The organism is Clostridium sp. 'White wine YQ', from assembly GCF_028728205.1.
Lineage (GTDB): Bacteria > Bacillota > Clostridia > Clostridiales > Clostridiaceae > Clostridium_T.
In genome coordinates this window covers 2,288,965-2,310,938 of the sequence record NZ_JAQYUU010000001.1, presented here as the reverse complement: position 1 = coordinate 2,310,938, position 21,974 = coordinate 2,288,965, and the positions used below count along the sequence as shown (strand labels likewise).

General features: G+C 30.2%; 21 protein-coding genes. 17 read left to right on the top strand and 4 right to left on the bottom strand.

Annotated features, from left to right (window positions below; genetic code table 11):
- Nucleotides 1-69: 69 nt before the first annotated feature.
- The 5 genes from lexA to PTZ02_RS11475 all read left to right on the top strand — a co-directional run bounded on the left by lexA (nucleotide 70) and on the right by PTZ02_RS11475 (nucleotide 5,274).
- The gene (gene lexA, locus PTZ02_RS11495) at nucleotides 70-1,470 is read left to right on the top strand and encodes a transcriptional repressor LexA (RefSeq protein ID WP_274227920.1); all 1,401 of its coding nucleotides are present in this window, start codon (nucleotides 70-72) and stop codon (nucleotides 1,468-1,470) included.
- 36 nt (nucleotides 1,471-1,506) lie between these two features.
- Nucleotides 1,507-2,409, top strand: coding sequence for a 3'-5' exonuclease (locus PTZ02_RS11490; RefSeq protein ID WP_274227919.1), 903 nt, complete (start codon nucleotides 1,507-1,509; stop codon nucleotides 2,407-2,409).
- A 124-nt stretch (nucleotides 2,410-2,533) separates the two neighbouring features.
- A complete protein-coding gene (locus tag PTZ02_RS11485) occupies nucleotides 2,534-2,947 on the top strand; it encodes a CBS domain-containing protein (RefSeq protein WP_274227918.1) in 414 nt (137 codons plus the stop codon).
- 38 nt (nucleotides 2,948-2,985) lie between these two features.
- Nucleotides 2,986-3,252, top strand: coding sequence for a metal-sensing transcriptional repressor (locus PTZ02_RS11480; protein ID WP_274227917.1), 267 nt, complete (start codon nucleotides 2,986-2,988; stop codon nucleotides 3,250-3,252).
- A 129-nt stretch (nucleotides 3,253-3,381) separates the two neighbouring features.
- Nucleotides 3,382-5,274, top strand: a complete 1,893-nt coding sequence (locus tag PTZ02_RS11475; RefSeq protein ID WP_274227916.1) for an ABC-F family ATP-binding cassette domain-containing protein — start codon at nucleotides 3,382-3,384, stop codon at nucleotides 5,272-5,274.
- A 41-nt stretch (nucleotides 5,275-5,315) separates the two neighbouring features.
- On the opposite strand, the gene PTZ02_RS11470 is transcribed toward PTZ02_RS11475, so the two are convergent.
- Genes PTZ02_RS11470 through PTZ02_RS11460 form a run of 3 tightly spaced genes read right to left on the bottom strand, consistent with a single transcriptional unit; the run spans nucleotide 5,316 to nucleotide 7,176 of the window.
- Complete coding sequence (locus tag PTZ02_RS11470) at nucleotides 5,316-5,969, bottom strand: DUF1292 domain-containing protein (RefSeq protein WP_274227915.1); 654 nt, start codon at nucleotides 5,967-5,969, stop codon at nucleotides 5,316-5,318.
- A gap of 29 nt (nucleotides 5,970-5,998) precedes the next feature.
- Nucleotides 5,999-6,655 carry a PspA/IM30 family protein gene (locus PTZ02_RS11465; protein WP_274227914.1) on the bottom strand — a complete coding sequence of 219 codons (657 nt, stop codon included), beginning with the start codon at nucleotides 6,653-6,655 and terminating at the stop codon, nucleotides 5,999-6,001.
- A 14-nt stretch (nucleotides 6,656-6,669) separates the two neighbouring features.
- Complete coding sequence (locus PTZ02_RS11460; protein ID WP_274227913.1) at nucleotides 6,670-7,176, bottom strand: hypothetical protein; 507 nt, start codon at nucleotides 7,174-7,176, stop codon at nucleotides 6,670-6,672.
- 412 nt (nucleotides 7,177-7,588) lie between these two features.
- On the opposite strand from PTZ02_RS11460, the gene rpsA reads away from it, so the two are divergent.
- Nucleotides 7,589-8,740, top strand: a complete 1,152-nt coding sequence (gene rpsA, locus PTZ02_RS11455) for a 30S ribosomal protein S1 (RefSeq protein ID WP_274227912.1) — start codon at nucleotides 7,589-7,591, stop codon at nucleotides 8,738-8,740.
- Nucleotides 8,741-8,793: 53 nt separating this feature from the next.
- Here the strand turns inward: rpsA and pyk are convergent, their stop codons facing one another.
- On the bottom strand, nucleotides 8,794-10,212 hold the full coding sequence (gene pyk, locus PTZ02_RS11450) for a pyruvate kinase (protein WP_274227911.1): 1,419 nt from the start codon (nucleotides 10,210-10,212) through the stop codon (nucleotides 8,794-8,796).
- A gap of 181 nt (nucleotides 10,213-10,393) precedes the next feature.
- Here pyk and PTZ02_RS11445 point away from each other — a divergent pair, with 181 nt between their 5' ends.
- From PTZ02_RS11445 to minC, 11 genes are all read left to right on the top strand, one after another.
- Nucleotides 10,394-11,851, top strand: coding sequence for an aminoacyl-histidine dipeptidase (locus PTZ02_RS11445; protein ID WP_274227910.1), 1,458 nt, complete (start codon nucleotides 10,394-10,396; stop codon nucleotides 11,849-11,851).
- Between the two features lie 84 nt (nucleotides 11,852-11,935).
- Nucleotides 11,936-12,115, top strand: a complete 180-nt coding sequence (locus PTZ02_RS11440; RefSeq protein WP_274227909.1) for an HTH domain-containing protein — start codon at nucleotides 11,936-11,938, stop codon at nucleotides 12,113-12,115.
- A gap of 382 nt (nucleotides 12,116-12,497) precedes the next feature.
- A complete protein-coding gene (locus PTZ02_RS11435; protein WP_274227908.1) occupies nucleotides 12,498-13,103 on the top strand; it encodes a C40 family peptidase in 606 nt (201 codons plus the stop codon).
- A 179-nt stretch (nucleotides 13,104-13,282) separates the two neighbouring features.
- Nucleotides 13,283-13,981, top strand: a complete 699-nt coding sequence (locus tag PTZ02_RS11430; protein WP_274227907.1) for an SPOR domain-containing protein — start codon at nucleotides 13,283-13,285, stop codon at nucleotides 13,979-13,981.
- A 409-nt stretch (nucleotides 13,982-14,390) separates the two neighbouring features.
- The gene (locus tag PTZ02_RS11425) at nucleotides 14,391-14,957 is read left to right on the top strand and encodes a Maf-like protein (protein ID WP_274227906.1); all 567 of its coding nucleotides are present in this window, start codon (nucleotides 14,391-14,393) and stop codon (nucleotides 14,955-14,957) included.
- 35 nt (nucleotides 14,958-14,992) lie between these two features.
- Nucleotides 14,993-15,682: a RadC family protein gene (radC, locus tag PTZ02_RS11420; RefSeq protein ID WP_274227905.1), complete on the top strand. Its 690-nt coding sequence runs from the start codon at nucleotides 14,993-14,995 to the stop codon at nucleotides 15,680-15,682.
- 18 nt (nucleotides 15,683-15,700) lie between these two features.
- Entirely contained in the window at nucleotides 15,701-16,717 is a 1,017-nt protein-coding gene (locus tag PTZ02_RS11415; protein ID WP_274227904.1) for a rod shape-determining protein, read from the top strand.
- Nucleotides 16,718-16,724: 7 nt separating this feature from the next.
- Entirely contained in the window at nucleotides 16,725-17,579 is an 855-nt protein-coding gene (gene mreC, locus PTZ02_RS11410) for a rod shape-determining protein MreC (protein WP_274227903.1), read from the top strand.
- A gap of 3 nt (nucleotides 17,580-17,582) precedes the next feature.
- Nucleotides 17,583-18,074, top strand: coding sequence for a rod shape-determining protein MreD (mreD, locus tag PTZ02_RS11405; protein WP_274227902.1), 492 nt, complete (start codon nucleotides 17,583-17,585; stop codon nucleotides 18,072-18,074).
- Nucleotides 18,075-18,085: 11 nt separating this feature from the next.
- Entirely contained in the window at nucleotides 18,086-20,959 is a 2,874-nt protein-coding gene (locus PTZ02_RS11400) for a penicillin-binding transpeptidase domain-containing protein (protein ID WP_274227901.1), read from the top strand.
- Between the two features lie 370 nt (nucleotides 20,960-21,329).
- Complete coding sequence (minC, locus tag PTZ02_RS11395) at nucleotides 21,330-21,962, top strand: septum site-determining protein MinC (RefSeq protein ID WP_274227900.1); 633 nt, start codon at nucleotides 21,330-21,332, stop codon at nucleotides 21,960-21,962.
- Nucleotides 21,963-21,974 lie beyond the last annotated feature (12 nt).

Below are 21,974 nucleotides of genomic sequence, written 5' to 3'. Positions count from 1 at the left end.
AGAACTTTAGGTTATATAGTGTGCTATAATGGTAGAAGAAGTTATTGTACTAAAGATTAGGAGGACGAAATGGAGTTAAATAAGAGTCAGAGTAGATTTGTGAATTCTAAAAGTTTAGGATATCAATTTCTAAAAGGCAAAAAATTAACTGGAAAAACAACAGCAGCAATATATAGAGTAGTTAATATAGAGAATAATTATAGACTTTTCCCTGATGAAAAGATAATATATATTATTTCAGAGAAAAATTTAAAAGATAAGGTTCAGGAGCTATATCAAGATGTAAAATCAGAGGTTGAAAATAAATATTTTTCACTATTTTCTTATTTTAACAAAGGAGTAGAGGTAGTAGCATTAGAGGATATAATTACTTCGTTTGCTCAAGGTTTTTTAAGAGATAAAATGCTTTCACTTAAGTATGTCTCCTTTGAAGAAGAGGAAAACTTAATAAAATCTATATTTGAAGATAAAAAAAGTGAATATAAAAAATCTAAATTTATTCAAAATGTAGATTGTAGATTTTTAAAAGATGAATTTAGATGGATTAAGTCAAATGGATTTTCTAAGGTTGAGTATCTAGATGCCCGACGAAAAGGGAGAGAAGGTCGCATAGGTAAAGGTTCTAAAACAAGAGAAGCACTATATGATTTACTTTCTTCCTATAATGAAAAATTAACACAGTGTGGGTTGATGGATAGATATGATGAAGTAAATTATGCTCATGAATATTCAAAAAAAACTAATGGGATATACACTCATATAGTTTTAGATAACTGTGAAGGTTTAAGTTTAAAAGAGATTAACTTTATAGATTCCTTATTAAAGCCACAGGAATATAGTTCTATAATTTATATTTTGGGTGAAGAAAAAATGGTTATAAATCCATTTAAGGATATTAAATCGCGAACTTTTAGGTTTAATGAACAGTTTAAAAACTTTTATAATCAATGGAACCCAATAGAGAATTATGAATTTATTGATATAAACAAAGGTGTGAAAAGAAACTTTTTTAAAGATACATCAATAAATACTCATGAAATTGTTGAAAAAAATGATAAGGGTGAATATACTTACAAAGAAAATGATATAAAGGAGTTTCCTTTATTCTCAAATATAGCAGCAGGAGAACCAATTTTTATAAATGAAGAGGTGGAAGAAATGATTCATCTACCTAAGGAATGGATAAAGAGTAGTAATGAAGTATTTTTCCTTAGAGTAAAAGGGGACTCAATGGAAAATGCTAATATATTTCATGGTGACATAGTTGCTATTAATAAAAAGTCTGTGGCAGATCATAACGAAATAGTAGCAGTAGATATAGAAGGGAATGCAACTTTAAAGAGATTAAAACTTAATGGTGAAGCACCTGTGTTAATGCCAGAGAATGATAAATATGATCCAATATACTTAGAGGGCAAAGAAGTTAATATCTTAGGTGTGGCAATTGGAATTATTAAGAGGAATGGATAGATCCTTTAAAGTAGAGTAGTGTAAAAAGGAGATAAAATGGGGTTTGTTATAATAGATTTAGAATTCAATAACTTAGGAGAGATAAGCAAATATTTTCCAAATTTTTATGAAGAAAATAAAGATATAAGAAATCTAGAAATAGATAATGAAATAATAGAGATTGGAGCAGTTAAGCTAGATAAGTTTATGCAGAAAACTGAAGAATTAAAGCTTTATATTAAGCCAACAGCCTTTAAAATATTAAATCCAAAGATTACTGAAATTACAGGCATACAAGAAGAGGATATTAATGAGGGCGTAGGTTATTTCGAAGCTATGGATAGGCTGAGAGCGTTTATAGGAAAGGATGATATAATATGCTCTTGGGCTAAAAATGATATAGCAGAAATTATAATAAATTCAAATTTTCATGGCTATAAAGAAATAAGTTGGTTAAAAGAATATTTAGATATTCAGGAATATTGTACAAAGGTTCTAGCACATAAAAAATCTATTAGTTTAAAAAATGCGCTTTTAGAATTAAAAATACAGGTAAGTGACGATAATAAATTGCATGATGCATTAAATGATGCAGATTATACTTCAAAAGTATTTAAAAGAATATATAACCCTAGAATTATAAAAAATTATATAGTTTATGATATTTTTAATATGCCTGCGCTAGTTATTAAAAATTTAGAAGCTTTTAAAATTGATTATAATAGGGTGAATATGACTTGTCCAAGATGCAAAAATCCAATGGAGTTAGAACAACCTTTCAAGTTATTCTATTGGAGATTTATGGGCATAGATTCTTGTAAAAAATGTAGATGTAAAATTCTACATGAGGTTATTATTAAAAAAACTTTTACAGGAAAAGAAGTTTATAATGAGATTAAAACTCCTTTAAATCAGATGGAATATATGGATGTTTCCTATAAATTTCAAAAGGTAAATTGATAAATTTGAAAAAACAAATTACATTTTATTTACAATATAGATATATTATCAAAAGTATAACATTTACATTTAAGATGTGTTAAAATAGAAGAACAGATTATTTTAAATTTTAAGGGGAAAGAGTATGAATATAGCATTTTTTCTAACACCTAAGAATGAGGTTATTTACGAGAATGTTGACGCTACTATGAGGCAGGTAATGGAGAGAATGGAGCACCATGGTTATACAGCAATTCCGCTTATAGATAAAAGTGGAAAGTATGTAGGAACCCTTACTGAAGGAGATTTGTTATGGGAGCTTAAAAATAGCCCAGACTTAAATTTTAAAAATACTCACACAGTAAAAGTTAAAGAAATACCTAGAAGAATAAAACACAAAAGTGTCTCAATTAATTCTTCAATTGAAAGTATAATATCTCTTGCCGTAAGTCAAAATTTTGTACCAGTAGTAGATGATAACGGAACATTTATTGGGATAATAAAGAGAAGTGATATAATTAATTATTGCTATAATAGTATGAAGCAATCTCAGCTTTAGTTTATCATTGAATATACTAAGGTTCAGGAGGAAAAAGGATGAACGAAGAAAAGAAACAAGCTTTGCAAAGCCTTAAAACAGGAAAAGGGCAAATAGAGGGAATAATAAAAATGATAGAAGATGATAGATACTGTGTTGATATTTCAAATCAAATTATTGCAGTTCAAGCACTTCTAAGAAAAGCTAATAAATTAATATTAAAACAACATATGACACACTGTGTTAAGGCTGCGATTAAAAGGGAATATGATGCTGAAGAAAAAATAGATGAAATATTATCTATTTTAGATAAGGTTATGAAGTAGAGTATAATAAATTTGAATATATAGTTTTAAAGAGGGGAAATATCCCTTCTTTATTTTTATAGAAAATAATTAGGTTTGTGTATTATAATATCAGTAATAAAATATCCGAAGAAAATAAAGGAGCATATAATGAATTTAATAAATCTTGAAAATATAAACAAAAGCTATAGTGAAAAAATTCTATTAGATAATATTTCATTAGGTATAAATGAAGGAGATAAAATAGGATTAATAGGTATAAATGGTGCTGGAAAGTCAACACTTCTAAAAATAATTGGAGGAAAAGAAGAGTTCTTTGACGGGGATATTTCTAAGATGAAAAATATTAGAATTGAATACTTATCACAAAGTCAAGATTTTACTCCAGAGGCTACTGTGTTAGAGCAGATTTTTAAGGGAGATTCAAAAGAAATGAAATTACTGAGAGAATATGAGGATATTCTTAATTCTTTAGAAGCAGGAGAAGAATATAATCAGGAAAAGTTTATAAAACTTCAAGGTGAAATTGAAGATTTAAATCTTTGGGGGCTAGAAAGTGACGCAAAGATAATACTAAATAAGTTAGGAATAAGTAATTATCATCAAAAGGTGGGTACTTTATCTGGAGGACAAAAGAAAAGAGTTGCACTAGCTTCAGCATTAATAACACCTTGTGACTTGCTTCTTTTAGATGAGCCTACAAACCATTTAGATAGTGATAGTATAGAATGGTTAGAGGAATATCTTAATCTTAGAAAAGGCGCACTTATAATGATTACGCATGATAGATATTTTCTTGATATAGTTGTAAATAGAATTATAGAATTAGATAGGGGAAAGATATATAGTTACCAAGGTAATTACTCTGATTTTCTTATAAAAAAGAGTGAGAGACTTGAAATAGAAAAAAGCCAAGAAGAGAAAAGGGCTAGCCTTATTCAGAAGGAATTAAAGTGGGTTAAAAGAGGTGCTAAAGCAAGAACAACAAAACAAAAAGCAAGACTTCAAAGATTTGATGAATTGGTAAACTATGAATATATTGAACCTAGAGGAGATGTAGAGTTAAGCTTAATAGGAACTAGATTAGGCAATAAATCTATAGAAATAAATAATATTAGTAAATCCTTTGGTGATAAACTACTTATAAACAACTTCTCATATATATTTAAAAAAGGTGATAGAGTTGGAATAGTTGGAAGTAATGGAATGGGAAAAACAACTTTGATAAACCTTATTGCAAACAAGATTGAACTTGACAGTGGAAGTATCGAAATCGGAGAAACAGTAAAGTTAGGATGCTTTTCCCAAGATAGTTCTGAGATGGATGAAAGTATGAGAGTAATCGACTATGTAAGAGAAGGGGGAGAAGTAATACCAGTTTCTAATGGAGTTAATATAACAGCTTCACAAATGTGTGAGAGATTTATGTTTGATGGGAACATGCAATATACTCTAATAGGTAAATTGTCAGGAGGAGAAAAGAGAAGATTACAGCTATTAAGAGTTCTTATGGAAGCACCAAATGTGCTGATATTAGATGAGCCCACAAATGATTTAGATATAGAAACCTTACAGATACTTGAGGATTTTCTTGATGACTTTGGAGGAATACTTATAATTGTATCCCATGATAGGTATTTCTTAGATAGATTATGTCATAAAATTTTTGCATATGAAGGAGAAGGAATAATAAGTGAATATACAGGTAATTTTAGCGATTATCTTATAAAAAGAGAGTTAAAAACTGTTGAAATTCCTAAAGAACAAAAGGTTCAAAAGGAAAGAAAGAAAAATAAAGATGAAAGACCAAAGTTTTCATATAATGAGCAGAAAGAATATGAAGAAATTGATGGAGTAATCGAAAAAATTGAAAAGAAACTGGAAGAAATAGAGTTAGAAATATCAAAGACTGTAACAGATTACGGAAAACTGCAAGTGCTATTAAAGGAAAAAGAAGAGGTTGAGGAAGAATTGGCTTTAAAGTATGAGAGATGGGAATACCTAAATGAGATTGCAGAAAAGATATCAGAATATAATAAATAAAAAAAAGAGGCCAATGCCTCTTTTTTTCTATAGAAGTTTCACTAAGCTTCTATACTTTCAAAACTTTCTGCGATTAAATCAAACTCTTCTTCATCAGTAATTTCTCCATAGGTGTCTTCTTTGATACCAGGATATAAATATAGAATATATCTATCGTTACTATCCATTATGTTTTGGATTATTATATATTCTTGATCCTTCTCACAATTTTCTAAGGTTGCGAGAACTTTAAATCTATCCTCTTTACCTGAATCATTATTTGTAAGGTTTAAAGTAAAGCCACTATGAAGTCTGACATTAATTTTAGAGTGATCACAGGTTTTAATAAATGAATTTCTTCTACATCCAGAACAAGTCTTGAATGAGCATTCTACAACACAATTTAGGCAAGCACATTTTGAACAGTTCTCTAATTGTGTTAATGTATCTTTATTTTGTTCTTTGAAATTATTAATTGAGCTAAGGTTTGGAGAAGAAAACTTATTGAAAAAGCCTTTCTTATTTCCCTTTTGCTCCTCTTCTTCTAAAAGATTAATAAAATCTTTTAGAACTTTACCTTTAACATAAAACTTTTTCTTTTTTAAAAAGTCCTCAGGAAGGAAGGGAGAAATATTGTCTATAGCATAAAATATATCTGTATATATTTTCCCCCATTTATCTTTTTCTCTAGTAATTATTTCGAAATCGCTATTCATTAATACTCACCAAACCTAAAGTAAAATTATTAAACAGTACCATTTTTATATTTTTCTAGCTCTAAATCTAAATCTGACTCTTCAAGCTTTTCGAATTGTGAATCAAAATCATCAATTTCTCTTAGTTCTGCTAGGCCATTAGCTTTAGCTTCTGTTCTTTGAATTTTTCTTTCTATAGAATCTATTTGGATAGAATTACTTTTTGTTTGAACATTAGCTAAAATTTCATTTACTTTTTCAGAAGCTTGAGCTGTAGAGTATCTTGCAGCAGCCTCATCTCTATATTGTCTTGTTTTTTGTATTTCATCTTCTAAAGCAACTAAGTTCTTTTTGATTGCTTCAGCTTGAACTTTAGCAGTTTCATAGCTGGTTTTTAAGCCTTCATATTTCTTATCTGCATCTAATTTCTTTTGTAAAGCTCTTTTAGCAAGATCTTCATTTCCCTTAGATAGGGCAAGTTTTACTTTTTCATCAAAATCAGCAGCTTCTCTTTGAGCTGTATCCATATTCTTTTTAATTGTTTGAACATTACCTATTATTTGAGCCGAATTTAATTTTGCTTTAGATAGTTGTTCTTCCATATCCTTTAATTTTTGATCAAGTAATTCTATTGGATTTTCCATTTCATCCAATGTACTATTAACCTTTGCTTTAAACATATTTGACATCCTATTAAATATTCCCATTTGTAAGTTACCTCCTAAAATTTAATCATTTTAATTACGTAGATTACCAATACTACTACAACTATAGCAATTATTGTTTTGAAAATCATAGATATTGGACTTGAGTGATATCCTAAAAAACCTGTAGAGTAATTTGAATGATATCCACTTCCTATGAATGGTATCCAAGCCCAAAAGCTACTTCTACCTCCTGAATCGCTATAATTCTTGTTATTATTTGAACTACTACTCTCAGTACTTTGAGTACTATTATCTTTTGGTTTGCTATTAGTAAATCCTCCTGTCTTATATCCACCTGAAGATGAACTAGAACTACTAGAAGAACTTGATTTGTATTTTGATGGAGAACTTCCACCGCTTGAAAATGAACCTGATTTATATCCACTTGAAGATGATTTTGATGAACTGGATTTAAATGAACCGCTTTTGCCTTTAGCATAGACAACAGAACCTTTAATTCCACTGTTTAAAATATTTCCAACATCAAGTGATATTGAAGTAAAAATAAAAATGAAAGTCAAAATAGTTGTTATAATCAGATTACGTTTTTTATTCTTAATAAGCTCACCCCCGAAATAGCATTACTGAAAGAATTAGTCTATGTAAGTATTATATAGTATATAATACCACTTAACAAGTTAATAAATAAATTATTTTAGGTTATTTAATAATGAATAAAATCAAATTTTAAAAATAACTCATTAATACTCTGCAAATCTAAATATTTCTTGATATTTCTAACTAATTCAAAAAGTTGTAAGTATTATATTTATATTTAAAATTATAGCATAAGAAATTAGTATAATCCAAGGGAACAAAAGCATTATATTATTAAATAATAGGGTGATAAATATTATTAATTGTAATAAAATAAAAGGTGATTTAAAATATTAGTGTGACTTTATTTATTATTGAAAAGTTTGGAGTGGTATTATGAATAATGAAGAAAATAACTCAATGTCAATGGGTGAATTACTTAAGGATTATGATGTAAAGCGCCTTAATAAAGGAGATATAATATCAGGTGAAGTTATATCTGTAAATCAGGATGAAGTAATGGTTAATATAAACTATTATAAGGATGGAATTATAAAAAAAGAGGAGATATCTTATGAAGATGTTTCTACAAGTGAATTGTTAAAAACTCAAGATAAAATAAAAGTAATGATTTTAAGCTTAGATGATGGAGATGGAAATGTGGTATTATCTAAGAAAAGAGCCGATGAAATATTGGTTTGGGATGAAATATACGAAGCATATGAAACTAAAAAGCCAATAAATATAACTATAAAAGAAGAAGTAAAAGGTGGGCTAGTTACAAGCTACAAAGGAATAAGAATATTCTTGCCTGCATCACAAGTTTCTAGAGAAAGAGGAACAAACATAGCTACTTTAATTGGTAAGCAATTAGAAGTTAGAATAATAGAATTTAATAAAAGAGAAAAAAATATAGTTGCTTCTAGGAGAGTAATTGAGGAAGAAGCTTATAGTGAAAATAAAAAAGTTCTTTGGAATTCACTTAAGAAAGGTGAAAAAAGGGAAGGAAAAGTTAGCAGAATTGTTAAGTTCGGTGCATTCGTTGATATTGGAGGAATTGAAGGATTAATTCATTTGTCAGATTTATCATGGGGAAGAGTTAATAGAGCCGAAGAAGTAGTTTCAGCAGGAGAAACTGTAGAGGTTTTTGTTGGAGATTTTGATGTTGAGAAAGAAAGACTTTCTCTAATATTAAAAGATGTCAAAAAAGATCCTTGGCAAGATACTGCTACTACATTAAAGATAAATGATATTGTTAATGGAAAAGTTGTTAAGTTTACTAACTTCGGTGCATTTGTAGAATTATTCCCAGGGGTTGAAGGATTAGTTCATATATCAGAAATATCTGAGGAAAACATTGCAAAAGCCTCTGACGTTTTAACAATTGGTCAAGAAATTAAAGTTAAGATTCTTGATGTAAACTTAAATGATAAAAAGATAAGTTTAAGCATAAAAGATGCAGTTGAAAAATCAAGAGAATATGAGAAATTCAATGATACCTTTGAAGGGGAAAGTTTAGCAGATCTTTTCAAAGATTTTAAGTTCTAAATAATATACAATATAAAAAAAGAGGCTCAGCCTCTTTTTTTATTGTTAAGTTATTATATTTTTTCAATCTTAAGCATATTAGTTCCGCCAACGTGGGTTGTAGGCATTCCAGCTGCTACTAATATATTATCTCCTATTTCAGCTAATTTAAGTCTAAGAGCACTTTCTCTAGCCTCATTGATTATGTCATCTGTTGTATTAAACATTTCACATAACTCAGGTATTATACCAAAGTTAAGAGATAAACTTCTTCTGACATTTTCAAAAGGAGTTATGGCAACAATTGGACATCTAGGTTTATATTTAGAAATTAATTTTGCAGTAGCACCGCTTTTAGTAGCAGCAACTATAGCCTTAGTAGGTAGGATATTTGCTGTTCTTGAAGCTGTATAACTTATAGCATCTTCAAATGCTGATAAAGAGGGTTCCCTTAGATTTGAAGTAAAGCCCACATAATCAAAATTTGCTTCAGCTTCCAATGCTATTCTACTCATTGTTCTAGCAGCTTCAAGTGGATAAGCACCAGCTGCACTTTCTCCTGAAAGCATAATAGCATCTGTACCATCAAAAATAGCATTACAGATATCGCAGGCTTCAGCTCTTGTAGGTCTAGAATTTTTAATCATTGAATCTAACATTTGAGTAGCTGTAATTACAACCTTGCCAGATGCATTACATTTCTTTATTATTTGCTTTTGTAATATAGGAACTCTTTCTATTGGAATTTCAACGCCCATATCACCTCTTGCAACCATAACACCGTCAGTAACCTCGATAATTTCATCAATATTATCTACGCCTTCTTGACTTTCTATTTTAGCAATTAGTTTGATTTTTTCACCATTATTTTCACTAAGCAATTTTCTAGCTTCTACTATATCTTCAGCTTTTCTTACAAAAGATATTGCGAAGAAGTCAACCTCTTCTTTACATCCAAAGACAATATCTGCTTTATCTTTATCGGTAAGAGCAGGAAGTTTAATTTTTACATTTGGAACATTAACTCCTTTATGGCTCTTTATTTCTCCGCCGATAATAACTTCGGTTATAATTTCTTTATCACGAACTTCTAAAACCTTAAATTCAAGAAGACCATCATCTACAAGGATTGTACCTCCAACTTTTATATCCTTATATAATTCTTCATAAGAGATAGAGCATTTTGTATTATCTCCTAATATCTCACCTGAGCATAAAAAAGAAAATTTATCTCCTTTTTTTAATTTTGCTACATCATTTATAAAATTATGAGTTCTTATTTTAGGGCCTTTAATATCAAGAAGAATACCTGTAGGAGTAGATAATTCATCTCTTAATTTCTTTAGTATATTGATATTCTTTCTATGATCATCTTGCGTTCCATGAGAGCAGTTGAGTCTTGCTACGCTCATTCCAATTTTAATAAATTCCCTTAATATTTCTTCGTTATTAGATGCCGGTCCAATTGTAAAAATCATTTTTGTTTTTTGCATAAAAACACCTCTCAGATTAATTATAATATTCACAGGATTATTTATCTAAGACTACTAAAAGTTATAAAAATGAACATAATATGTATTTGAGCAGCCTTTTTATCTGACGTAATTTATGGTATGCTTTTTACAAAGAATATATTTATATTCTAGCATATTTTCATTGAAAGGAAGTATAATAATGAGAGTTTTAGACACAATTGAACCAAAAAATGTTTTTTATTATTTTGAGGAGATTTCAAAAATACCTAGAGGGTCAGGAAATGAGAAGGCAATAAGTGACTATTTATTGAATTTTGGTAAATCGTTAGGCCTTGAAAGTATTCAAGATTCTGCTTTAAATGTAATTATAAAAAAGCCAGCTACTAAGGGGTATGAAAATGCGCCTACAGTAATAATCCAAGGACATATGGATATGGTATGCGAAAAAAATAAAGATACAGTACATGACTTTGAAAAGGATCCAATTAAGCTAAGAATAGAAGGAGATTATGTTTATGCAACAGGAACTACTCTTGGAGCAGATGATGGAATAGCAGTTGCATATGCTTTAGCTATTTTAGCATCAAAAGACATTGCTCATCCTGCTATAGAAGTATTGATCACAACTGATGAAGAAAGAGGTATGGGTGGCGCTATGGCTGTAGATGGCAAAAACCTTAGTGGTAAAATACTTCTTAATATTGACTCAGAAGAAGAAGGAAAGTTATTAGTATCTTGTGCTGGCGGAGCTAAAGCAAACGTTACCTCAAAAATTGAATGGACTGAAGCTAAAAAAGATGGAAGTCTTTTAGAAATATCAGTTAGAGGATTAAAAGGTGGCCACTCTGGTCAAGAAATAGATAAGGGAAGAGGAAATGCAAATAAATTGGCTGGAAGAATACTTATGGATCTTCTAGGTAAGATAGATTTTAACGTTGTTTCCTTAAATGGAGGAGCGAAGGATAATGCAATTCCAAGAGAAATAGATGCAGAAATATATGTTTCAAAAGCTGATATTTCTTTAGTTAAGGAAAGTGTTTCAGAATTTAATAAGATCTTTAAAAATGAATTAAGTGCTCAAGATCCTGATGTAAATGTTTCTGTTGTTGAGTCTAATAAAGAGATAAATAAGGTATTTGACTCAGAATCTACAAAGAGAGCTGTAAAACTTCTGTATTTAATGCCTAATGGTATTCAAACTATGAGCATGAATATAAAAGATTTAGTTGAAAGTTCATTAAACTTAGGAGTTGTAGTGACAGATGATAAAGCGGTAAGTTATAGTTTAGCACTTAGAAGTTCAGTTGCATCTCTTAAGGATGAAATAATAAATCAGGTGAAAATTTTAGCAGATAGTTTAGGAGCTGAAACAGAAATATCTGGTTATTACCCTGAATGGCAATATAGAGAAGAATCAAAAATAAGAAATCTAAGTGAAAAGATTTATGTTGAAATGACAGGAGAAAAGCCAGAAATAATTGCTATACATGCAGGTTTAGAATGTGGATTATTTATGGAGAAACTTGGAGAAGATATGGATATGATTAGTTTTGGACCTGATTTATATGACATTCATACTCCAGATGAACATATGAGCATTTCATCTGTAAAAAGATTCTGGGAATACCTAATCAGAGTTTTAGGTGAAATAAAATAATAATCTTTATTATTTGATAAAGATTATTGACCGGTTAGAAAACTAAGTTATAATATAAATTAAGTAAACTTAGGAGGGATAAAGATGGATATAAATGAGAAAGTATTAGAGACCTTAAGAAATTCAGGTGAAGCTTTAAAGGGTGGAGAAATTGCTGAAAAAGCTGGATTAGACAAAAAGGATGTCGACAAAGCACTTAAGACATTAAAAGCAGAAGGCAAAATAAATTCACCAAAAAGATGTTATTACGGAATAGCAGAATAAGAAGAATTATAAAAAATAAGTTTGGATTTTTCCAAACTTATTTTTTTACTCATTTGAAGTTTATATAATAAGAATTTATTAGGAGTTTATAAGACTTTCTAAGAGAAAAAGCAGAATTAGTAGATTGTCGATATTTCTATCAAATGTCCCTAAAATAATTAATTTAGGAATTTTGTAGGGTTTTTAGGGAAAAGATATAATAATTGTGTACATAATACTTAGAAATTTTTAGAGTTTTTAGGCTTGACCTACGCTACATAATTTCATATAATAATAAAGTGAGTTGTTTTCATGAAAACTTTGGAAGATTTGTTTATGAAAATGTTTACTTAGGGAGATTACAAATTATAGGGTATTTACCAATTAGGAGAGGGGAAAGTGTATGAATCAGAAGCGTAAAACTATTACTAAAGCATTGCTTTTAACAGTAGCTTTGCTTACGGCAACAAGTTTTAAGGCCATGAAACCAAAAGCTGACACCACAGGAAATTCAACTCAAGGGGTAGTTTTAAAAACTAGTCAGTTAAAAGTTAAAAAAACTATCGTTTCACCAAAGAAGGAAGAGGGAACAAGTTCAGTGAGTTCCAGTTATACTGCATCAAGAGGGGATAGTGGAAGTGGTGCAGGCAGCGGGGTTGTTTCTTATGCGTATAATTTTATCGGAAGACCATATGTTTTTGGAGCAGCAGGTCCAAGAAGTTTTGACTGCTCAGGATTAACAATGTATGTGTTTGCGAAATTTGGGTACTCATTACCACACTACACTGGATCACAATTTTCAATGGGAGTTCCAGTATCTAGGTCAAACTTAAGACCAGGGGATTTAGTATTCTTTAACACTTATGGTTCAATAAGTCATGTGGGTATTTATGTTGGAGGAGGAGATTTTCTTCATGCACCTTCATCAGGAAAAACTGTTACTGTAAGTTCGTTAAATGAAGCTTATTACTCAAGCAGATATGCTGGAGCGAGAAGAATAATAAGATAATTATAACTAGAGTGATTTTGTAGTTATATAAATTAATGTGAATGAAAAAGGGTTTCCTTTTAAATAGTTAAGCTTGGATATTAAAAAATATTCAAGCTTATTTTTTTTACTCTGCATATATCATATTTTACTAATTAACATAATAATATTTAAGGAAGATTGATTTTGGAGGTGGTGTTATGAGATATACACGGTACAATTATAAAAAGAAGAGTAATAAAGGAGCAAGATCATTCGGCTATTTTATTACAATAGTTATAATTGCCTTAGTTATAGGGACTGCAATTGCCAATGCTATTTTTGGGGGAGGGTTCTCTTTTCCTAAAGGTTTTAACTTGATTAAAAATAATAGCTCAGCAAAAGCAAGTAATGGAGATACTAAAAGTTATAAGAATTTCGAAATAGTACAGTGTGGTTATTATAGCAAAGAAGAAAATGCGATAGATATCCAAAATAAAATAAAAGATCAAGTTCCAGTATATGTTGTTAAGGATGATAATAAATTCAGAGTAATTGCAGGTATTTACGAAGTTGGAAAAGGTGATGAAGTAAAAAACAAATTAGATGGTTTAGGAGTAAATGCAATTAAGTTAAAAATAAATATAAATGGATCAGATTATTATGATTCGTTAATTGGTGGTATAGTTGATGGATATCTAAAAATGATAAATAGTATAAATGATTCTTCAGTTAAAAGTGTTAATACTGATGAATTTAAGAAATGGGCATCTGCTTTCGAAGAAAAGGGAGATAGAGCAAATGAAATCAAGGATATAAAGGCACATATAGCCAGTCTTCCTAATGATTTTACTAAGGATAAAATCCAAGGCGAAATGGAGTTTTTAGATAAGTTAATAGAACCATACAAAGGCAACTAGTATAATATTTTTAGAATACATGAGACACCTCTAGAATAAGATTATTTTCTAGAGGTGTCTCTATTGATAAAATATACTTAAAAAATCAACTTTGTGGATCTAGTTGGAATAAAAAGGAACAGCATTCATACGCAAGATGTAAAAAGGTTTCAATACGGTTAAAAATTCCTTAAAATAGAGAAACTCACTTGTATAAAATATTTATAAATGTTAAACTATATTAGGTAAATTACTGTAAAAATGCTTATACATAAAGGGATTTTGACCTTGGATTGTTATAAAAGTTATATTTTTGTCAATAATATTTACCATAGGTATAGTATAGACTTCTTTAAATTACATATTTGGTGGATAATTTAAAAAAGTGTAGACCGTATTAAAATCAATATCTGTTTAGGAGGTGATGAAGATGAAGGTTATTCTTGCATCTGCCTCAGAGAGAAGAAAAGAACTTCTTTTTAGACTTTTTAAAGAGTTCGAAGTTGCTGTAAGCAACTTTGATGAGGATAGTGTAGTTTTTTCAGGAAACTTAGAGGAATATGTAAAAGCACTATCTTACGGAAAAGCTAAGGAGATCTCAAAAAGTTCAATGAAAGATTCCTTAATTATTGCAGCGGATACTATTGTTAGCATAGATGGAAAAATTTTAGGAAAACCTAAAGATAAACAAGAAGCAGTGAACATGTTAAAAATGTTAAGTGGAAAAGAGCATAAAGTTTATTCTGGTATCACAGTTATAAACACTAACAACTCTAAAATTATCCAAGATGCTGTATGTACAACAGTTCATTTCTCAAGATTAAGTGATGAAGAAATACTATCTTATGTTGAAACTGATGAGCCTATGGATAAAGCAGGGGCTTACGGTATTCAAGGTTATGGTGGAGTTTTTGTTGAGAAAATAGATGGGTGTTTTTACAATGTGGTAGGGTTGCCACTTAATAGATTAAGTAAGATTATTAAGGAAATAATGTAGGGGGATAGGGAATCTGTTAGTGAAGGAGCACTTAGATGAAAAACAATCTAAGAATTACAGATTTGCCTGAAAATGAAAGACCAGAAGAAAAATTATTTTTATATGGTGCAGAGACCTTATCAAATGTTGAACTATTGGCATTAATATTGAGATGTGGTACAAAGAATGAAAGTGTCATGGACTTGAGTTCCAATGTGCTTAAAAGAGTAAATGGTTTAAATGGAATTATTTCAGCAGGAATAGATGACTTTCTGAAAATTAATGGCATAAAAAAAGCAAAGGCTTCAAGGCTTATGGCACTATGCGAATTAGCTAAAAGAATTAATTCTCATAAAGGAATTAAGGGTGAAATAAGGATAAAGGAACCTAAAACTATAGCAGATTTATTTATGAATGAGATGAGTAAACTTTCACAAGAAGTCTTAAAGTTAATAATGTTAAATACTAAGAATAATATAATTTCTATTAAAGAGGTATTTAAAGGAACATTAAACTCATCGATAGTTCATCCGAGAGAAGTGTTTTCTGAAGCTTTAAAAAACAATGCGGCTTCAATTATTATATGTCATAATCATCCTTCGGGGGATCCAACTCCAAGTAAGGAAGATATAAATATTACTTTAAGGTTAAAAGAATGTAGTAAGATAATGGGAATTGATCTGCTAGATCACATTATCATAGGAAATAATACTTATGTAAGCTTAAAAGAAAAATCCATTATATAAATTGAAAGGGGAATAACAATGGGATTATTTGGAATGACGAAAGACATGGGAATAGATTTAGGAACAGCAAACACTTTAGTATTTGTTAAAGGAAAAGGAGTGGTTTTAAGAGAGCCATCCGTTGTAGCTATAAATAATAACACAAAAAAACCGTTAGCAGTTGGAGCAGAAGCAAAACAAATGATTGGTAGAACTCCAGGAAACATTGTAGCTATAAGACCATTAAAAGATGGAGTTATTGCTGATTTTGATATTACTCAAACAATGATCAAAAAGTTTATTGAAAAAATCACTAGTAAAAGTGCTTTTGCAAGTCCAAGAATAATAATTTGTTATCCATCAGGAGTAACAGAAGTTGAGAAAAGAGCTATAGAAGAAGCTACTAAGGCTGCAGGAGCAAGAGATGTAATTTTGATGGAAGAGCCAATGGCAGCTGCAATTGGTGCAGGACTTCCTGTTTCAGAACCAACTGGAAGTATGATCGTTGATATCGGTGGAGGTACTACTGAAGTTGCAGTTATATCTTTAGGTGGTATAGTTACAGCAAAATCTCTTAGAGTTGCTGGAGATGAATTAGATCAAGCAATTATTAGTTATATTAAAAGAGAATATAATTTAATGATTGGTGAGAGAACAGCTGAAACAATAAAAATGGAATTAGGTTCAGCATTTAGAACAGAAGAAGTTGAAAAGTCTATGGAAATCAAAGGAAGAGACTTGATTACAGGTCTTCCTAAAATTATAGAAGTAAGTGAAGTTCAAGTAAGAGAAGCAATAAAAGAACCAGTAGCAGCTATAATCGAATCAATTAAAACAACTTTAGAAAAAACACCACCAGAACTAGCATCAGATATAATGGAAAAAGGTATCATGCTAGCTGGAGGGGGAGCATTATTAAAGGGATTAGACGCCTTAATTAACCATGAAACCCATATGCCTGTACATATTGCAGAATCACCACTTGATTGCGTAGCTCTTGGAGCTGGAAAGGCTCTTGAAGATTTTGATTATTTAGCTAAGCAACAAAGAGGTTAATTAATCAATGAAATTTTTGAAAAACAAACTGGCAGTAACTATTATAGTACTGTCAGTTGGCTTTTTAGCAATAATTGTATATACCTTCAAAAGTCAAAATAAGAGTATATTTGAGAGTGGTGCAGGGTCGGCGTTAAATCCAATACAAAAGATAGCATATACAGTAACAGAAAAATTCAAGGGATTTGTAGATTTCTTCTATAATTTTTCTGAGGTAAAGGAAGAAAATAAAAAGTTAGAAAAAGAAAATGCGGAGCTTAATAATAAGCTTGTAGATTATAATAGCTTAAAAAGTGAAAATGAAAGATTAAGAGACGTTGTTAATTTTGCAAATCAAATTGAAGGATATAATGTTGTAGGAACCAATATAATTGGATACAGTGGAGATAGTTTTTTATCAGGATATGTAATTGATAAAGGAAGTAAAAATGGCTTGGAAAAGGGAATGCCAGTAATGGCCTCAAAAGGAATAGTTGGCCAAGTTACATCGGTAGGAAGTAATTGGGCTATAGTGCAATCATTAGTTAATGAAAATATTGCAATAGCTGCTAAAATAGAAAGTACCGAGGATACAATAGGAATTGTAAAAGGCTATAAGGATTCGCAAAATAAATTATTAGCAAAGGTTTATAATATACCGGTAAATTCTCAAATTAAAAAGGATGACGTTATCTTAACCTCTGGTCTTGGAAGCGTTTATCCAAAAAATATTAGAATTGGTAAGGTATTAAGTGTTGAAGAAGATAAGGTTAAAGTAAGTAAAAGTGCTACAATCGAACCATTTGTAGATTTTAATAAGCTTGAGGAGTTATTTATAATGATTCCAAAAGAAAAAAGAAATATAGAGAGTGATGGGCAATAGCATATGAAGAGAGTAGTACTTATTTTAATAGGACTTTTGCTTTTTATTTTAGACAATACCATTCTTCCCTCCTTCGCAATTAAAGGAGCTTGGGGAAGCTTATTGTTTACTTTTGCAATTTGTTATTCTCTTATTACAGGTCCATGGGAAGCTATTTTTGTAGGAGCATATTCTGGAATATTGCAAGATGTTTTCTTTGGGAGTGTTTTTGGAGTAAATTCTCTTATAAATTTAATATTATGTTTACTAGCTGCATTAGTTGGGAAAAACATATTTAAAAATAGGAAAACCATACCAGTGATGACAGTTCTAGGAGCAACTGCAATTAAATTTCTAGTAATATATATTGTTCTCTTCTTTATGAAAATGAGCATTTACTTTGAAAATATGATAGTGATGACTACTATGAATACTGTGTTTGCTTTTATCTTTTATAGAAAAATATATAATTTTACAGAGAAAAGCTTTATGAAAAATCCTTGGAAATTTAATTAAAAGGTGATTATATGAATAAAAAGAAGAATAAGTTTTTTAATAGATACACAGCACTAATTTCTATAATGTTCATTATTTTTGGAGTAATATTGGGAAAGTTAGTATATCTTCAAGTGTATAAGTATGCTGACTATAAAGATATGTCTAACAATAGATCAAGAAGATTTGTAGCTGAAAATGCGCCAAGAGGAATCATATATGATGAAAATGGAAATATACTTGCAACAAACGTGCAAAGCTATACAATTACATTTACGTCTACAGATGAATCTAATGCAAGCTTCTATGATACAATGAACAAAACTTTTAAAATCCTAAAGGACAATGGCGAAAAAATCGAAGATGATATGCAACTGAAAATAGATGCAAATAAAAATTATTACTTTGATTTTAATGTTAGTGATGCTGAATCCATAAAAGCTCTAAACATAAGGTTTAAAAAAGATAGAGGGTTAGATGATAAAATAAAGAAGAAACTTTTTCCTAAGAAGACATCAGATTTAACTTCATCAGAGCAGAACCAATTGGATGAAGCTATATATCAGTATTCACCTGAGGATACTTTTTATTATATGATAGAAAACTATAATATGTATGAAATGCTTAAGCCAGCTTCAAAGGATGAAGCTAAAAAGTATCAATCAATGAGTGGAAAAGAGATTTTAGCTTTGCTTCTTAAAAGTTATTCCTTAGAAGATGTTAGAAAATATATGGTAGTTAAAGATGCTATAAAGATGCAGAGTTTTAAAGGGTATAAGCCAGTAACTTTAGCAACTATTAAAAAAGAAACATCATTTATTTTCTACCAAAGGCTAAATGATTTAGCTGGTATTGATGTATCTACTGAACCAGTTAGATCTTATCCATATGGAAGTCTTGCTTCAGCTGTATTAGGGTATATAGGTTCTATAGATGGCGGATCACAGGCGAGATATGAAGAAAAAGGATATGATGTAAGTACTGATAAGATTGGAAAAGCAGGAATTGAATCTGCTTTTGAGAGTATTTTAAAAGGAACAAAAGGTGGAACAACAGTTAAGGTAAATTCAAAGGGAAGAAAAACTGAAGAATTATTTAAGCTTGAACCATCTCCAGGTATGAATGTTCACTTGACAGTAGATAAGAATATTCAATATTCAGCAGAAAGAAGTTTACAAGAAGAACTTCAAGATTTACGAAATCAAAAAGTAACCAATGATAGTACTGGCTCAGTAGATCTTACAAATGCAACAAGAGGGGCAGTTGTAGTTCAAGAAGTTAAAACAGGAAGAATACTAGCTTTAGCAAGTTATCCTAACTTTGATCCTAATATATTTTCTACTCCTGGTGCATTAACTTCTGAAATATCAAAGCAATATTTCCCTAGAAATGAGCAATATGAGGCTTTTGCTAGTGATTTTATATTAAGGCAAGGATTAAATAAAACTGTTGATGACTTATTCCCTAAAAATAAAGATGGAATAAGGGAAGATAGATATGATCTTTATCCTAAGCCATTATATGATTATGCAACATTTGGATTAACTCCACCTGGATCAACCTTTAAGCCATTAACCTCAGTAGCTGCATTGCAGGAAGGGGTAATTACGCCAGGATATACAATACAGACTAAAAAATATTACGATCTGAATACAGATATATTTGGAGATACTAAGCCAGAGGATGAGGCTACACCGGCAATGACAGATTTAAAGAGAGCACTTGCAGTATCAAGTAACTACTATTACTATAATGCAGCAATAAGAATGTATAAGAAATATGCTCCAAGTGAGAAAGACTCAACCATTGCTCAAAAAGTACAAGGATTAGATATGTTAGCAAAGTATGCATGGCAAACAGGATTAGGTTCTGATCCTAATGGAACTCAAAAAGCTGGAACTGGAATTGAAATACCAGAAAATTTTGGGCAAGTATATAATTTCCAATCCTTTAAAAATAATACTATAAATTTAATAAACTTTAATCTTGTTGGCTATGCTGAAAATGGAGCATTTCCTGGAAGACAATCCATTGTTAAAATGGATTTGCAAATGAATTCTGATGATAGTGATAAGCTTGCAGATGCAAAAAAGAAGATTAAGCAAATGGTGAAAGATGAACTTAATCAAGTAGGCACTAAAGATATCAGAGGAGATTTTGATAATTTCTATAAAGCTTTGGTACCAGCAGTTCAAGAAATATATGATAATTCATCAACGTATCAGCAAAGGGTTAAGGATGCTAATGTTTCAGCAAAAAGTGCCGTTAATTCGGCAGCACGTGAAATAGCAAATTATGTAGTATATTCAGTTTCCACAGAGCTTATGAGTGCAACTCAGATAGCGTATGGTGCTATAGGTCAGGGTATGGACACTTTTACCCCATTACAATTAGTAGGGTATATTTCTACAGTAGTAAATGGAGGAACTAGATATAAAGCACATTTAGTAGATAAAATTACAGATAAAGATGGTAAAGTAGTGGAAGAATTTAAACCAGAAGTATTAAATAAAATTGATATTTCTCCAGAAAACCTAGCAGCTATAAAGCTAGGAATGAATATGGCAAATACTGCTGATGCAGGTACTGCGAGTTCGGTAATGAATAAGTTCCCAATATCATCAGGTGGTAAAACAGGTACAGCTACCTTTAGACAAGATCAAAGTGAGTATGGGCGTGAGGCTTTTGGTGTTTATGTAACTTTTGCACCTCTTGATGATCCTCAAATAGCTGTTTGTACAGTTCTATATGATGGTGGACATGGATATTTTGGTGCTAATATAGCGAAGGCAGTATATGAGACATATTTTAGAGATCAGTTAAAGTCCATGAATTATACTCCACAATATGACTACACTTTAAATCCACCACTAGCAGATGTTAAAGTATCACCAACGACAAAATAAATATATTAATATAAAATAAAAAACGACATTATTGTCGTTTTTTATTTTATAAGCTAATTTTTAAACTCTTTAGTATATGCAAAAGCTGGGAAATATAAAACTTCATTGTCAATTAACAGTATTTTGTATTATAATTAAAAGTAGCAGTGAAATTTAAAGTTATATTAAAATTGTTCTGTAAAATTAAGCTGTATTTAGATAATTAGGGTGCAAAGTTTTCTGAGTTTTTTCGATAATATAATATAGGGTTTTAAGTTCAACTATTAACTTATTTATGAAAGTATAAGTTAAGTTTCCTATAAAAACCCTTTAGACAAAGAAAATTTGAGTTTAAATGCAATTTAATATAAAAGCCACTGGAGAGGTATTTATGATTGATGATAGGATAATTATAAAAGGGAATAAGGAAGGGTTACTCGCTGTAATAAATTATAATAAATTTAAAGATTTTGGCGAAGTTACAGAGGTTCTGTTAGAAAGATTAAATAAAGGTAAAAAGTTTTATATGGGAGCTACATTAACCATAAAAACTGAATTGAAGTACATAGAAGAACGAGATATAAGAATTTTAAAAGATATCCTTTTCGAAGAGATTGGAATAAAAGAGTGTATCTTAAAGGATATTGAAGAAAAAGAGGTAAAGGTTTTTACCGGAATATATGAAGGTAGAACCAAGTTCATACGAAAAACCATAAGAGGGGGACAACGTATAGAATATGCCGGAAATATTGTGATAATAGGAGACATAAACTCAGGGTCAGAAGTTTATGCTGCTGGTAATATAATTGTTTTAGGTAAAATAAGGGGTCAGGTGCATGCTGGAACTACAGGGAATAATAAGGCTATTATAGCTGCTTTTACATTGGAGCCAGAGCTCCTTCAAATAGGAGATGTAGTAACAATTTCTCCAGAAGAAGGTGAAAAACCAAAATATCCAGAAGTTGCAAAATTGAAGGATGGAATGATTATTGTAGAACCGTATTTACCTAATAAATTCATTTAAAAATAATTGGAG